The sequence below is a fragment of the Olsenella uli genome (genome assembly GCF_016899935.1).
Classification (GTDB): domain Bacteria; phylum Actinomycetota; class Coriobacteriia; order Coriobacteriales; family Atopobiaceae; genus Thermophilibacter; species Thermophilibacter uli_B.
Genome location: NZ_JACJJK010000005.1, coordinates 130050 through 144002, shown reverse-complemented (window position 1 = coordinate 144002; position 13953 = coordinate 130050). Strand labels below are relative to the sequence as shown.

13 protein-coding genes are annotated in these 13953 nt (G+C 68.7%); 8 read left to right on the top strand and 5 right to left on the bottom strand.

The genetic code is table 11. The annotated features are described in order from the left end of the window. The first annotated feature begins 85 nt into the window (after nt 1-85). Both H6A07_RS06050 and H6A07_RS06045 read left to right on the top strand, forming a co-directional pair. Complete coding sequence (locus H6A07_RS06050; protein WP_204814037.1) at nt 86-364, top strand: type II toxin-antitoxin system RelE/ParE family toxin; 279 nt, start codon at nt 86-88, stop codon at nt 362-364. Continuing rightward, the gene (locus tag H6A07_RS06045) at nt 339-683 is read left to right on the top strand and encodes a HigA family addiction module antitoxin (protein ID WP_204814036.1); all 345 of its coding nucleotides are present in this window, start codon (nt 339-341) and stop codon (nt 681-683) included. The genes H6A07_RS06050 and H6A07_RS06045 overlap by 26 nt, the downstream gene beginning before the upstream one ends. Before the next feature lie 56 nt (nt 684-739). Here H6A07_RS06045 and selD read toward each other — a convergent pair whose 3' ends face one another. The 5 genes from selD to H6A07_RS06020 form a co-directional block, all read right to left on the bottom strand. Then, entirely contained in the window at nt 740-1780 is a 1041-nt protein-coding gene (gene selD, locus H6A07_RS06040; RefSeq protein WP_275100618.1) for a selenide, water dikinase SelD, read from the bottom strand. A 155-nt stretch (nt 1781-1935) separates the two neighbouring features. Next, on the bottom strand, nt 1936-2307 hold the full coding sequence (locus H6A07_RS06035; RefSeq protein WP_204814034.1) for a DUF1508 domain-containing protein: 372 nt from the start codon (nt 2305-2307) through the stop codon (nt 1936-1938). A gap of 318 nt (nt 2308-2625) precedes the next feature. Beyond that, nucleotides 2626-3258 carry an indolepyruvate oxidoreductase subunit beta gene (locus H6A07_RS06030; RefSeq protein WP_204814033.1) on the bottom strand — a complete coding sequence of 211 codons (633 nt, stop codon included), beginning with the start codon at nt 3256-3258 and terminating at the stop codon, nt 2626-2628. A gap of 2 nt (nt 3259-3260) precedes the next feature. Next, a complete protein-coding gene (locus H6A07_RS06025; protein WP_204814032.1) occupies nt 3261-5030 on the bottom strand; it encodes a thiamine pyrophosphate-dependent enzyme in 1770 nt (589 codons plus the stop codon). A 71-nt stretch (nt 5031-5101) separates the two neighbouring features. Beyond that, on the bottom strand, nt 5102-6736 hold the full coding sequence (locus H6A07_RS06020; RefSeq protein WP_204814031.1) for a class I adenylate-forming enzyme family protein: 1635 nt from the start codon (nt 6734-6736) through the stop codon (nt 5102-5104). 316 nt (nt 6737-7052) lie between these two features. Here H6A07_RS06020 and H6A07_RS06015 point away from each other — a divergent pair, with 316 nt between their 5' ends. The 6 genes from H6A07_RS06015 (at nt 7053) to H6A07_RS05990 (ending at nt 13773) form a co-directional block, all read left to right on the top strand. Beyond that, on the top strand, nt 7053-7724 hold the full coding sequence (locus H6A07_RS06015; RefSeq protein ID WP_204814030.1) for a response regulator transcription factor: 672 nt from the start codon (nt 7053-7055) through the stop codon (nt 7722-7724). A 15-nt stretch (nt 7725-7739) separates the two neighbouring features. After that, complete coding sequence (locus H6A07_RS10380) at nt 7740-8768, top strand: ATP-binding protein (RefSeq protein ID WP_204814029.1); 1029 nt, start codon at nt 7740-7742, stop codon at nt 8766-8768. A 258-nt stretch (nt 8769-9026) separates the two neighbouring features. Continuing rightward, complete coding sequence (locus tag H6A07_RS06005; RefSeq protein WP_204814028.1) at nt 9027-9806, top strand: ABC transporter ATP-binding protein; 780 nt, start codon at nt 9027-9029, stop codon at nt 9804-9806. Next, nucleotides 9796-11916 carry an FtsX-like permease family protein gene (locus H6A07_RS06000; protein WP_204814027.1) on the top strand — a complete coding sequence of 707 codons (2121 nt, stop codon included), beginning with the start codon at nt 9796-9798 and terminating at the stop codon, nt 11914-11916. The genes H6A07_RS06005 and H6A07_RS06000 overlap by 11 nt, the downstream gene beginning before the upstream one ends. Before the next feature lie 106 nt (nt 11917-12022). Further along, nucleotides 12023-12592, top strand: a complete 570-nt coding sequence (locus tag H6A07_RS05995; RefSeq protein WP_204814026.1) for a PTS sugar transporter subunit IIA — start codon at nt 12023-12025, stop codon at nt 12590-12592. Between the two features lie 86 nt (nt 12593-12678). Then, nucleotides 12679-13773: a glycerol dehydrogenase gene (locus tag H6A07_RS05990; RefSeq protein ID WP_204814025.1), complete on the top strand. Its 1095-nt coding sequence runs from the start codon at nt 12679-12681 to the stop codon at nt 13771-13773. Nucleotides 13774-13953: the final 180 nt, after the last annotated feature.

The window sequence follows — 13953 nt, the reverse complement described above, 5'->3', positions numbered from 1 at the left end:
GAACGTCAAACGTCTCGTGTTTGCTAAATAAGAACATATGTTCTATACTGTGGACACATTGACAATAGTAACGTGAGACGATACTATGATTAGGACGTTTGCGGACAGGGATACGGAGAGGCTGGCTGCGGGGTTTCGGGTTGCTCGCTTTGTGGCGTTCGAGCGGGTTGCACTAAGGAAGCTGCGTCAGCTGCAGGTTGCGCTGACCCTTGCTGACTTGCGTGTTCCTCCGGGCGACCGGCTGGAGGCGCTCACGGGCGACAGGGCGGGACAGCACAGCATCCGAATCAACGACCAGTTCCGCATCTGCTTTAGATGGGCCGAGGGAGGTGCCGAGGATGTCGAGATCGTCGACTACCACTGAGCGGGCGGAGGACGCCGTCGCGCTCGCTCCCGTCACGCCGGGGGAGCTGCTCAAGGAGGAGTTTCTCGAGCCCATGGGCATCTCCCAGTATCGCCTGGCCAAGGAGACGGGCATCCCCGCTCAGCGCATCGGACAGATCGTGCTGGGCCGGCGCTCGGTCACGGCAGACACGGACCTCAGGCTCTGTCGGTTCTTCGGCCTCTCGGACGGCTACTGGCTGCGTGCGCAGGCCGCCTACGACATCGAGGTCGCACGCCGCAAGCTGGAGCCCGAGCTCAAGAAGATCACGCCGTTCTCCAAGATCGCCGCGATGCTCTAGCCATTCCGTACTACATCAGAACGCGAGGCCATGGGCCTCGATGAGCTGCTCCCGTCTCAGGCCACGACGACGCTCTTCTTGCCGCGCGTCACGGCACGGCCGATGACGGCGGCGGGAAGGCCCTCGGCGCGCAGGGCGTCCGTGAGGCGCTCCGCGTCCAACTCGGGCAGCGCCAGCAGCAGGCCGCCGGAGGTCTGCGGGTCAAAGAGCACGTCGGCGAGGTCGCGCGGCAGAGCCTCCGCTAGCTCCACGCGCGGGCCGAAGAAGTCCCGGTTGCGGTAGGCGCCCGCCGGGATGAGCCCGAGCGCCGCCATCTCGCAGGCGTGCGCCATGACGGGCACGGCCGTGGCGTCCAGCGCAAGCGTGACGCCCGAGGCCTCCGCCATCTCGCAGGCGTGCCCCATGAGCGAGAAGCCCGTGACGTCGGTGGCCGCGTGCGGCCAGCATCCCAGCTCGCGCGCCAGGCGGATCGGCGCCTCGTTGAGCGTGGTCATGGAGTCCGTGGCCACGGCGAGCCCGGCGTCGTCCAGGATGCCGCCCTTGCGCGCGGTGGTGAGGACGCCCGTGCCGAGTGCCTTGGTGAGCACGAGAGCGTCCCCGACCTGGGCGCCGCCGTTCTCCAGGCGCTCGTCCAGCTGTACGAAGCCCGTCACCGCGAGGCCGTACTTGGGCTCGTGGTCGTTGATCGAGTGGCCGCCCGCCACGACGCATCCCGCGCGCCGGCACGTCTCCGCACCACCGGCCAGAATCTGCCCTGCGATCTCGATGCCCAGGCAGTTGGGAAAGCACAGGAGGTTCAGCGCCAGCGCCGGCCGGCCGCCCATCGCGTAGACGTCCGAGAGGGCGTTGGTGGCCGCGACCTGGCCAAACAGGAACGGGTCGTCCACCATCGGCGGGAAGAAGTCCGTCGTGGCGATGAGGCCGCGCCCGTCGCCGAGGTCCCACACGCACGCGTCGTCGGAGGCGTCAAAGCCCACCACGAGCTCCGGCGCGTCCAGGCGCGGCAGGCCGGAGAGCACGCCCGCGAGCTCGCCCGGCGCGATCTTGGCCGCGCACCCGGCCGCCTCCACGAGCTCCGTAAGCCGCACGCCCGTCATGTCCATCGCTTCCTCCGTGTGTCTGCAAATTGGGGACAGTCCCCAAATCACATAAAACTTTTCTGTAAATCGGGGACTGTCCCCAATTTGCAGACGCCCCCGGGCGCAGGTCCCGGGGGCGTGCCGAGTCGGTCGCTCTGTGCCGATTGATGCCGCTAGTTCTCGTCCGCCGCGAGCGAGGAGTCGGCCTCCGCGCGCGTGCGCTCGATGCGCCGCAGCAGCGACTCCTTGTGCTCGTAGGTGTGCGAGCGCGCGATGTCGCCGGCCTCCTGCGTGATGTAGCGGAAGAAGTAGTGGCCGTCAAAGTCCTCGTAGATGCGGAACTTGGGCGTGGGCTCGCGGTCGAAGGCATCGATCGTGCTGTCCTCGACCTCCGCCTGCTCGGCGGTGGCGCGCACGCACTCGATGCCGTGCAGGCACTCGTCCTTGGACGGGAAGATGATCGACGACATCAGGATGTGCCCGTTGGAGGCGCAGAGGTTGAAGCAGTAGCGGCCCTCGTTCTCAACCACGACGTACTGTCCCATGGGAAATCACCACCACATGATCGCAGCGAACAGATTATTCCTTACCCTACCGTGACGCGCGCCGCACATCGGCAAGAAGTACGCGGGCGGTCGGTTTTGCTCGGGGAGAAGGACGGCGAGAAGGACGGTGCGCCGGCGGTTCCGCTCCCGCTAGATATGCGAGCCCCGTTTGGGGTACTATCTCTTTACATCCCCCGAACAGACGGGTCGGCGTGGTCGGGGGACGCGCCGGCCCACCAGGACGTGAAGGACCCCGGTCGCCGTGGCGGCCGGGGTCCCGTCGTGTGTGCGGGCGAGAAGAGTCTCCCGCCGCGGCCCCTACCGCGCCTCGCCGCGCAGCGCGGCGTCGCGGCCGGCCTCGAAGGCCGCGAGGTTGGCCTCCACCGTGGCGGCCGGCACGCAGGCGCGCACAGCGTCGCGCCAGAGCTCGGCGTCGAAGGGCAGCGCCGTGGAGAGCGCGCCCACGAGGACCACGTTGGTGGAACGGGGCGAGCCCAGCCCGCGCGCGATCACGCCGGCGTCGAGCAGGTGCGCGCCCAGCTCGCGCAGGCGCTCGTCCACGCGCTCGGGCATCGTGAAGTTGCCGATGTTCACCGAGACGGGCGTGATCTCCTCGTCGTTCACGAACATGCGGCCGCCCTCGGCGAGGTAGTGCTGGGCGCGCAGGGCCTCCACCGCCTCAAAGGCCACGATCACGTCCGCGCAGCCGTCGTCGCAGACCATCGTGGACACGTGCTCGCCCAGGCGGATGACCGTGCTCACGGACCCGCCGCGCTGGCTCATGCCGTGGATCTCGGAGACCTTGACGTCGAGGCCCGCGCCGGCGGCCACACTCGCGAGCAGCTTGCCGGCGAGGATGGTGCCCTGGCCGCCCACGCCCACGAGCAGGATGGTCTTGGTGCCGTGGAAAAGGGACTGTCCCTTTTCCACGTTCTTCTCGGTGTCTGCCATGGTTACTCCTTCGTGATGCAGCCGAACGGGCAGGACTGGACGCACTGGTCGCAGCCGACGCACTGCGTGGGGTCGATCACGGCCGTGCCGTCCTTGGCGCGCCCGAGCGCGGGACAGCCGATCTTGACGCACTGGCCGCACGCGCGGCAGTTGCGAATCGTGGGCTCCTTGCCGCGGCTGCGGTCGATGAGGCGGCACGGCGCCTTGAACACGATGACGGAGAGGCGGTCGGTCGCGGCCACCGCGGCGCGCAGCGCGGAGCGCACGGCCTGGAGGTCCTGCGCGTCCACCTCAGCCACGTCCTCCACGCCCATCGCGCGGCACAGGGCGAGAAGGTCGAGCGCCTTGCCGGTGGGGTTGTCCAGCGGGCCGATCTTGTGCGAGCTGTCCGTGAGGGTGACGCCGTTCACGGGGTTGCCCTGCGTGCCGGTCATGGCCGTCGTGCGGTTGTCCAGGATGCAGAGGGTGCCGGTGCCGCCGTTGTAGATGGTGCCGAGCATGCTCGTGATGCCGGAGTGCGCGAACGTGGAGTCGCCGATGACGCCCACGACGGGACGGCCCGCGCGCTCGGGCGCGTGCGCAAGCTCCATGCCGTGCGCCATGGAGAGCGAGGCACCCATGTCGATGACCGTGTGGCACGCGCCGTAGGGTGCGACGGCGCCGAGCGTGTAGCAGCCGATGTCGCCGGTCACGATGGCCTTGAGCCGGCGCAGCTCGCAGAAGACGAGTCGGTGCGGGCAGCCCGGGCAGAACGCGGGCGGGCGCGGCGGCAGGTCCGTGGCGGGCGCCAGGTGCGTAGGCAGCGCCTCGCCGAAGGCGGCGCGGATGAGCTCGGGCTTGAGCTCGCCGGCCACAGGGAGCGGCGCGGCGGGCGGCTCGGCGAGTGCGATACCGAGGGCGCGGACGTGCGAGGAGAAGTAGTCGCTCGCCTCCTCCACCACGTAGCACGCGTCCACGGAGGCGGCGAAGTCGGCGAGCGCGCGGGCGGGCAGCGGCCAGGCAAGGCCGAGCTTGAACGTGGAGGCCTCGGGCAGCGCCTCACGGACGTGCTGGTAGACGGCGCCGGCGCAGATGACGCCGATCTTCTCGTCCCGCATCTCCACGTGGTTGAAGGGGCACGTCTCCGCGTAGGCCTCCAGCGCGGCCTGGCGCTCGTCCACCACGGCGCGGCGCTTGACGGCGTTGGCCGGCATCATGACGTACTTGGGGATGTCGTCCGCGTAGTCGCGCGGGGCCACGTCCTCGCGCGCGCCGGCCGCAGCCACGAGCGTGCGGGTGTGCGCGATGCGCATGGTCTCGTGCAGCATGACCGGCGTGTCAAAGCGCTCGGAGAGCGCAAAGGCGGCGCGCGTCATCTCGTAGCAGTCCTGCGAGTCGGTGACGTCGAGGCAGGGGATGCGGCCGAAGGCGGCGTAGAAGCGCGAGTCCTGCTCGTTCTGGGACGAGTAGCAGGACGGGTCGTCCGCGGCCAGGAGCACGAGGCCGGCGTTCACGCCCGTGGACGCGGCGGCCATGAAGGGGTCGGCGGCCACGTTGACGCCCACGTGCTTCATCGTGACGAGCGAGCGCACGCCGGCGATGGCGGCGCCGAGGCCCACCTCAAAGGCGACCTTCTCGTTGGGCGACCACTCGCAGTAGACGTCCTCGTGGCGCACGAGGGCCTCGAGCGTCTCGGTGGACGGCGTGCCGGGGTAGCCCACGCCCACGGCCACGCCCGCCTCCCAGGCGCCCTGGGCGATGGCCTCGTTTCCGGACATGAGGTGCTTGTCCATATTGCTCCTCTCCTCGTTTGCCTGCCGAGAAGAACGTGCGGCTGCCAGGTTCTTCTCGGCAGTGCTGCTTCCTAGCGGCGCGTCTCGCGCGCGACGAGGGCGTCCGCCCCGTACTTTGCGCGCAGCGCCGGCTTCTCTATCTTGCCCGTGGGGTTTCTGGGCACGGGGGCAAAGATCACTCGGCGGGGCCGCTTGTAGCGCGGCAGCCGCCCGCAGAACGTCATGACGTCGTCCTCGGTGAGCGTGGCGTCCGGCTTGAGCTCGATCACGGCGGCCGGGATCTCGCCCAGGCGCTCGTCGGGAAGGCCGATCACAGCCACGTCCTTGATCGCGGGGTGGCCCATCAGGAAGTCCTCGATCTCCACGGGGTAGATGTTCTCGCCGCCCATGATGACCACGTCCTTCTTGCGGTCCACGAGCCAGTAGAAGCCGTCGGCGTCCTGACGGGCCATGTCGCCGGTGTGGAGCCAGCCGTCCACGAGGGTCTCGGCCGTGGCCTCGGGGTCCTTGTAGTAGCACTCCATGACGCCGGGGCCCTGCACGCAGAGCTCGCCGACCTCGCCGGGCGCCACCTCGGCGCCGGCCTCGTCCACGATCTTGCAGCGCCAGCGGTAGCCGGGCACGCCGATCGCGCCCACGTGGTCGATGTTCTCCAGGCCCAGGTGCACGCAGCCCGGCCCCATGGACTCCGAGAGGCCGTAGTTGGTGTCGTAGGCGTGGTGCGGGAAGACCGCGCGCCAGCGGCGGATCAGGCTCTCCGGCACCGGCTGCGCGCCGATGTGCATGAGGCGCCACTGGTCCAGGTGGTAGTTGGAGAGGCTCACCGTGCCCTCCTCGAGCGCCACGAGGATGTCCTGCGCCCACGGCACGAGCAGCCACACGATGGTGCAGCGCTCGCTGGAGACGGTCTCCAGCACGGTCTTGGGGGAGACGCCGCGCAACAGCACGCCGCGCCCGCCCACCATGAGGCTGCCCAGCCAGTGCATGCACGCGCCCGTGTGGTAGAGCGGCGGGATGCAGAGGAACACGTCGTCGTGGGTCTGGCCGTGGTGGTGTTGCTCCATCTCGGCCGCCTGCGTGAGGCTCTGGTGGTGGTGCAGGATCGCCTTGGGAAAACCCGTGGTGCCGGAGGAGAAGTAGATGGCCGCGTCCTCGTCCTCGCTGAGCGGCACGCGCGGGTCCGCCGAGGAGCACAGGGAAGCCAGCTCGCGGTAGCTCTCCGCCCAGGTGGGGCAGTCGTCGCCCACGTAGAACAGGAGCCGCCCCTGCCGGATGCGGTCCACGATCTCCTCCACGCGCCCGATGAATTCCGGGCCAAACACCAGGATGTCCACGTCCGCCTTGTCCAGGCAGTACTCGATCTCGTCGGCGGAGTAGCGGAAGTTCAGCGGCACCACCGTGGCGCCGGACTTGAGCACGCCAAAGTAGAGCGGCAGCCACTCGATGCAGTTGTAGAGCAGGATGGCCACCTTGTCGTCCTTGCGCACCCCGCGGGACAGCAGCAGGTTGGCAAAGCGGTTGGCCTTCTCGTCAAAGACCGACCACGTCATCTCGCGGCGGAACGGCTCGTCGTCGGTGGTCTCTACCAGGTCGTAGTCGCGCCAGGTGATGTGGCGGTTCTCGCGCCGCTCGGGGTTGACCTCCACGAGGGCGACCTCGCTGGGGTAGCGCTCGGCGTTGGCGCGCAGCATGTCGACGATGGTCATGGGGAGCCTTTCGGTCTCGTCACACAGTCTGACCATCATAGACCGACGGCGGACGAGAGGGACGGGCGGCTCGCCGGGCGGTAACGGACCCGTGACGTGCCGGCGCGCGGGCGGACGTTCTTCTCGCCTGGCGTCCCGATACGCGATTTCCAACGTTTTGAGGCTCGATTCCGTGTGAAATCGCGTATTGGGTTTTGCCGGTACGCGACTTCCAACGTTTCCGGCGGCCAAAACGTTGGAAGTCGCGTACTGCCGGATGTGCCCCGAGCCGTATGCTACCCTCGTGGCGAGAAGACCGCGTACTCGGGAGGCACACATGCGACGGCTGCTCGTGGTTGAGGACGACGCGCGCCTGCGCGACGAGCTCTGCGTGCTGCTCGGGCGCAACGGCTACGAGGCGAAGGCGCTCACGAGCTTTGACGACGTGGCCGCGCAGATTCTGGCTGCGGCGCCCGACCTGGTGCTGCTCGACCTCAACCTGCCCGGCGTCGACGGCACCTACGTCTGCCGCGAGGTGCGCCGCGCGAGCCCCGTGCCCATCGTCGTGGTGACCTCCCGCGACAACGACATGGACGAGCTGCTCACGCTCTCCTTTGGCGCGGACGACTTCGTGCCCAAGCCCTACAACGACCAGGTCCTGCTCGCCCACGTGGCCACCGTGCTCAAGCGCAGCTACGGCGAGGGGGCCGCGTCGGCGGAGATCGCGCACGGCGGCGTCACGCTGGACACGGCCCGCTGCCGCGTGAGCTACCAGGGCCGCACGGCCGAGCTCACCAAGAACGAGCTGCGCATCCTGGCGCTGCTCATGCGCAACGCCGGCGCGGTGGTCTCCCGCCAGCGCATCCAGGAGGAGCTCTGGGCCTCGGACGAGTTCGTGGACGACAACACGCTCACCGTGAACGTGAGCCACCTGCGCGCCACGCTCGCCAAGATCGGCATTGAGGACTTCGTGCGGACCAAGCGCGGCATGGGCTACCTGGTGGAGTAGGAGGGCGAGAAGCGCGTGGGCTTTGGGGCGTACGTCGCGGACCGGCTGGTGCCGCTCGTCGTGGGCGCGGTGGCGCTCGCGTTCTGCGCGCTGGTCATGACCGTCTACGGGCTCGACCCGGCGGCCGTGGCCTTTGTCTGCGGCGTGCTCGTGGTGGCCGCAGCCGTGGCGCTCGTGCTGGACTGGCTGCACCGGCGCGCGTTCTACCGGCGGCTCGCCGACGCGCTGGACGCCCTCGACGAGACCTACCTCGCCACGGAGCTCACCGAGCGCCCCGGCTTTCTGGAGGGCCAGCTCTTCTACGACGCGCTCGAGCGCGAGTCCCGCTCCATGCGCGACCGCATCGCCGCCGCGCGCCGCCGCTCGCGCGAGTACCGCGAGTACGTGGAGACCTGGGTGCACGAGATCAAGACGCCGATCGCCGCCGCACGGCTCGTGGCGCGCAACAACCCCTCGCCGGCCACCGAGTCCATGGACGCCGAGCTGGACCAGATCGAGGGCTACGTGGAGCAGGCGCTCTACTACTCGCGCGGCACCTCGCTGGAGCGCGACTTCCAGATCCGTCAGGTCGCGCTCGCCGACGTGGTGCGCGACGCGCTGCGCCACAAGGCCCGCACGCTGATAGGCGCCCACGTGGCCCCCGAGCTGGGCAACCTTGACTACACGGTGCGCGCTGACCCCAAGTGGCTGGCCTTCGTGATCGGCCAGGTTCTCGTCAACGCAGCCAAGTACCAGGGCGAGAAGGACGGCGGGGGTCGCGTGCGCATCTGGGCTGAGCGCCAGGAGACGGGTCTCGACGCCTGGGAGACGCGGCTCGCGATCGCCGACGACGGCATCGGCATCCCGGCCGCCGACGTGGGCCGCGTCTTTGACAAGGGCTTCACCGGCGAGAACGGCCGGCGCTACGCGCGCTCCACCGGCATGGGGCTCTACCTCGTGCGCGAGCTCTGCGAGAAGATGGGCGTCTCGGCGTGGCTGGAGTCCGAGCAGGGCGTCGGCACGACGGTCTATCTGGGCTTCCCCGACAGCGCCGACCGCGCGTAGCGCCCGCCCCCGCCCCCGCGAAATAACGTACAGAATCGAACATGTACGTTATTCTCAACTGCGGATATAGAAAGTTGTGCTTGATTCTGCACGTTAATCGGCTCCGGGCGGGCAGCCGGTGGCGCAGCGGGGGCGAGCTCGCCGCCCGCCCGCAACCTTGCGAAAGCGTAAGGGAGCGATAAGCCCCGTCGATGGCACCGTCCCTCTCGCCGGGCGAGTATGGTCGTGTACGAACGGCCACGCTTGAGAGGAACCGCAATGGCACCTGCTCACACCAGACCCGTCCTGTCCTGTCAGGACGTCGAGAAGCTCTACGGCACCCGCGACAACGTCACGCGCGCCCTCGACGGCGTCTCCTTCGACGTCGCCGCCGGCGAGTACATCGCCATCATGGGCCCGTCCGGCTCGGGCAAGACCACGATGCTCAACTGCATCTCCACGATCGACCGGCCCACCTCCGGCCACATCTACGTGGACGGCCAGGACATCACCGCCCTGCGCCCCGGCCAGCTCTCGAAGTTCCGCCGCGAGCGCCTGGGCTTCGTCTTCCAGGACTCCAACCTGCTCGACACCCTCACCGCGCGCGAGAACATCGCGCTCGCGCTGACGATCAACCGCGTGCCGCCCAAGGAGGTCGTCGCGCGCGTGACCGGCGTCGCGCAGCGCCTGGGCGTCACGGAGGTGCTCGACAAGTTCCCGCACGAGATGTCCGGCGGCCAGAAGCAGCGCGTCGCCGCGGCCCGCGCCATCGTGACCGACCCCTCGCTCGTGCTGGCCGACGAGCCCACCGGCGCCCTCGACTCGCGCAACTCGCGCCTGCTGCTGGAGAGCCTCGAGGACCTCAACAACGCCGGCGCCACGATCATCATGGTCACGCACGACTCCTTCGCCGCGAGCTACGCCCGCCGCGCGCTCTTCCTCAAGGACGGTCGCGTCTGGAACGAGCTCGTCCGCGGGTCCAAGACGCGCAAGCAGTTCTTCAACGAGATCATGGACGTCGTGTCCTTCCTGGGAGGGGAGGGCGCCGATGTACGCTAAGATCGCGCTCGGCAACGTCCGCAAGTCCTTCCGGGACTTCTCGGTCTTCTTCCTGACGCTGGCCTTTGGCGTGTGCGTGTTCTACGCCTTCGGCTCGATCACCGACCAAGCCGCCGTCCTCAACATGGCCGAGGACCAGCGCCGCGTCGTGCAGGCGCTCACGGACATCCTGTCCGGCCTCTCCGTCTTTGTTGTCATCATCCTCGGGTTTCTCGTCGTCTACGCCAACCGCTTCCTCATCCGGCGGCGCAAGCGCGAGTTTGGTGTCTACCTCACGTTGGGCATGGACATCCGCCACGTCTCCTGGATCATCGTCATCGAGACGCTCGCGGTGGGCGTGGTCGCGCTCGGGGTGGGCCTGCTTCTGGGCCTCGCGCTCTCGCAGGTCATGATGTACGTGACGGCGGGGCTCTTCGAGGCCACGATCTCCGGCTTCGTCTTTGCGTTCTCGCCCTCCGCCGCGCTCTCCACGGTCGGCTGCTTCGCGGGCATCTTCCTCGTGACGCTCGTCTTCAACGTGTCCACGGTCAGCCGCTACAAGCTGATCGACCTCATCAACGCGGACAAGGTGAGCGAGAAGGTCCGTCTGCGCAGCCTGCCGCTGTCGGTCGCGCTCTTCGTGGTGTCGGTGGCCCTGATCGGCGTGGCGTACCAGACGCTGCTCGAGCACGGCATGATGGAGGAGGGCCCGTACTTCGCGCTGGCCACGGGCCTGGTCACGGTGGGCACGCTGCTCTTCTTCTTCTCGATCTCCGGCTTTCTGCTGCGCGCGCTCCAGGCGAGCCCCCGCGCCTATCTCTCCGGCCTCAACATGTTCGTGATGCGCCAGCTCAACAGCCGCATCAACACCGCGTGGCTCTCCATCAGCCTGGTCTGCGCGATGCTCTTCATCGCCATCTGCGGCGTGTGCACCGGCTTCTCGGTGGCCACGGGCATGAACGAGAGCCTGGCCGCCGGCACGCGCTACGACATGTCGCTCGTGAGCTACCCCACGGGGATGCTGGGCGAGCAGCGCTCCGACGGCCCGGCCGCCGCGGACGACTACGACGCCATCGCCCGCCTGCGCGCGGACATCCCGGAGTTCGACGAGCTCTTCTCGGCTGCCGTGCAGGTGAACCAGTACCAGCTCGACGCCAGCGGCCGGCCGCTCGTGGAGCCCACGCTCTCCGAGCTCGTCGACACCACGGACTTCACGAGCAACGCGACGGTCCAGACGCTCGTCCAGGGGCAGACCGACCAGTCCCTCACGCTCGTGCCCGTCTCCGAGTACAACGCCCTCGCCGAGATGGCGGGCGAGAAGACCCTGGAGCTCGGGCCGGATGAGTGCGCGCTCTGGAACGACATGACCTCCATCAACGACTTCTGGGCGGCCATAACCGAGCAGCACCCCGAGGTCACGGCCTGCGGCCAGACCCTGCACTTCGTCGACGACCCCGTCGTGAGCCTGCTCTACTCGGACACGGCGGCGAGCGGCACCGTCTCCGGCGCGCTCGTGGTGCCCGATGACGTGGTCCCCGAGGGGCTGGGGCCCTCCATGACCGTGGTGGACCTCATGTACAACGGCGGGCGTGAACAAACGGAGGACGCCGCCAGTGCCGCGATCAACAAAGCCTACGGCGACCTCATCGGCCAGGGCTCCACGCTCGACGCCTGGCCGGTCTGGAACCTCGTGACCGCCCAGGGGCTTCTCGACCAGAGCTCCGGCACCACCGTGTCTGTCACCTACCTGGCGATCTACATCGGCGTGACCCTGCTCGTGTGCTGCGCGACGGTGCTCGCTCTGCAGCAGCTCTCCGAGGCGGCGGACAACGTGAGCCGCTACCGGGTGCTCGCCGAGCTCGGCGCCGAGCGGCGCCTGATCGACCGCGCGCTTCTCGCCCAGATCGGCGTGTACTTCCTCTTCCCGCTGGTGGTGGCCGTGGCGCACGCGGCGGTGGCGCTCAGCGTGGTGAACGACATCGTGGCGCTGCTCACGGGCTACCAGATCGGCACGGCGCTCGTGGGGACGGTCTGCTTTGTGGTGGTGCTCTACGGCGGCTACTTCCTCGTGACCTACCTCACCTCGCGGTCCATGATCTCCCGCTCGGGGGGGGGCACTCCTAGGTCCTAGCGCATAGGGACCGGTTGCCGAATGCGCCGCCTCCTCGCGGTCCTTCTCGCCTACCATGGGACGAGAAGGACCGCGCCGTCGCGCGCACTCGAAAAAGGAGGCCCACATGGGACTGTTCGACAAGATCCGCAGCAAGATGCTCTCCGGTGACGGCAAGGCCGCGCCGGCGTCCGCCACGTTCGCCACGCGCCCGGACGTCGTGTACGCGCCGGTCTCCGGCATGCTCGTGAGCCTCAAGGAGGTCAAGGACGAGGTCCTGCCCGTGGCCCTTCTCGGCGACGGCTACGGCATCCTGCCCACGACCAACACCGGCGTTGTCTACGCGCCCGTCGACGGCGTGATCGGCGCCACCACGATGACCAACCACTCGATCGTCATCGCGGCCGAGGGTGGCATGGAGGTCCTCATCCACATCGGCATCGGCACCGTCAACATGGGCGGCAAGGGCTTCGCGCGCTTCGTCGAGGAGGGCGAGACCGTCCGCGCGGGCCAGCCGATCATGACCTTCAACGACGACTCCATCAAGCTCGCCGGCTACGAGGACGTGGTCTGCTGCACCATCTCCAACCCGGACGAGTTCTCGCAGATCGACCACGTGGGCGACACCGGCACGCTGCTCGACGGCCGCCCGCTCGTCAAGATCGGCGACCCGCTGCTCGTGGCGCGCCGCGCGTAGGCGCCGCCCGCACCCGTCAGGACCTGGAGGGCCCGCGCCTCGCGTGCGGGCCCTCGTCATGAGAGAAAGAGAGAGGAACACCAACCATGGCACGCGTCTTCATCAGCCCCAGCAAGTACGTCCAGGGTCCCGGCGAGCTCGCCCGCATCGGCGAGTACGTGAAGGCCTACGGCACCCACGCGCTCGTCGTGATCTCCGCAGGCGGCCGGCGCCGCTCCGGCGAGGTCATCTCCGCCAGCCTGGACGCCTCCGGCGTGGCCTGCACCTACGACGAGTTCAACGGCGAGTGCTGCCAGGCGGAGATCGACCGCCTCGTGGAGGTCCTGCGCGCGTGCGGCGCTGATGTGGTCGTGGGCGTGGGCGGCGGCAAGATCTTCGACACCGCCAAGGCCGTGGCCGCCGCCGTGGACGTGCCCGTGGTGATCGTCCCCACGATCGCGGCGACCGACGCCCCGTGCTCGGCGCTCTCCGTCATCTACACCGACGAGGGGCAGTTCAAGGAGTACCAGTTCTTCAAGCAGAACCCCAACCTCGTTCTGATGGACACCGACGTCATCGCCAAGAGTCCGGTGCGCCTGACGGTCTCCGGCATGGGCGACGCGCTGGCCACCTACTTCGAGGCCCGCGCCTGCAAGCGCTCCGACGCCACCACCTGCGCCGGCGGCCACGTGACCGAGGCCGCCCTGGCGCTCGCCCGCCTCTGCTACGAGACGCTCATCTCCGACGGCCTCAAGGCCAAGCTCGCGCTCGAGGCCGGCGCCTGCACCGAGTCGGTCGAGAAGATCATCGAGGCCAACACGCTGCTCTCCGGTCTGGGCTTCGAGTCCGCGGGACTGGCCGGCGCGCACGCCATCCACAACGGCATGACCGCGATGCCCGAGACCCACGCCTACTACCACGGCGAGAAGGTCGCCTTTGGCACGCTCACGCAGCTCGTGCTGGAGAACGCCGACGAGCTCTACGAGGTGCTCGACTTCTGCGTGGAGGTCGGCCTGCCGGTGACGTTCGCGCAGCTCGGCGTCGAGGACGCGAGCTACGAGCGCGTGCTCGAGGTGGCGCGCCTGGCCTGCGCGCCGAGCGACACCCTGGGCAACATGCCGTTCGAGGTCACACCCGAGAAGGTCGCCGCCGCCATGCTCGCCGCCGACGCCTACGGTCGCGCGGCGCTCGGCGAGGAGTAGCGTCTGTTAATTGGGGACAGTCCCCAATTAACAGGACCGGAAATCCCGACTTGCGTACGCCGAGAAGAGCGCGCAGGTCGGGATTCTTGTCCGGACGGACGGTTTTCTCGGCTTACGCGCGCTGTGGCGCCGCGCCTTGCGCGCGTAACTCGGCATTACCGGCAATCCCGACCTGCGCGC

What these genes read in the sequence shown, in the direction of transcription:
- H6A07_RS06050 (WP_204814037.1), top strand. Translation starts at nt 86, where the DNA reads ATGATTAGGACGTTTGCGGACAGGGATACGGAGAGGCTGGCTGCGGGG.
- H6A07_RS06045 (WP_204814036.1), top strand. Translation starts at nt 339, where the DNA reads ATGTCGAGATCGTCGACTACCACTGAGCGGGCGGAGGACGCCGTCGCG.
- selD (WP_275100618.1), bottom strand. Translation starts at nt 1,780, where the DNA reads ATGACGGGCGTGCGGCTTACGGAGCTCGTGGAGGCGGCCGGGTGCGCG.
- H6A07_RS06035 (WP_204814034.1), bottom strand. Translation starts at nt 2,307, where the DNA reads ATGGGACAGTACGTCGTGGTTGAGAACGAGGGCCGCTACTGCTTCAAC.
- H6A07_RS06030 (WP_204814033.1), bottom strand. Translation starts at nt 3,258, where the DNA reads ATGGCAGACACCGAGAAGAACGTGGAAAAGGGACAGTCCCTTTTCCAC.
- H6A07_RS06025 (WP_204814032.1), bottom strand. Translation starts at nt 5,030, where the DNA reads ATGGACAAGCACCTCATGTCCGGAAACGAGGCCATCGCCCAGGGCGCC.
- H6A07_RS06020 (WP_204814031.1), bottom strand. Translation starts at nt 6,736, where the DNA reads ATGACCATCGTCGACATGCTGCGCGCCAACGCCGAGCGCTACCCCAGC.
- H6A07_RS06015 (WP_204814030.1), top strand. Translation starts at nt 7,053, where the DNA reads ATGCGACGGCTGCTCGTGGTTGAGGACGACGCGCGCCTGCGCGACGAG.
- H6A07_RS06005 (WP_204814028.1), top strand. Translation starts at nt 9,027, where the DNA reads ATGGCACCTGCTCACACCAGACCCGTCCTGTCCTGTCAGGACGTCGAG.
- H6A07_RS06000 (WP_204814027.1), top strand. Translation starts at nt 9,796, where the DNA reads ATGTACGCTAAGATCGCGCTCGGCAACGTCCGCAAGTCCTTCCGGGAC.
- H6A07_RS05995 (WP_204814026.1), top strand. Translation starts at nt 12,023, where the DNA reads ATGGGACTGTTCGACAAGATCCGCAGCAAGATGCTCTCCGGTGACGGC.
- H6A07_RS05990 (WP_204814025.1), top strand. Translation starts at nt 12,679, where the DNA reads ATGGCACGCGTCTTCATCAGCCCCAGCAAGTACGTCCAGGGTCCCGGC.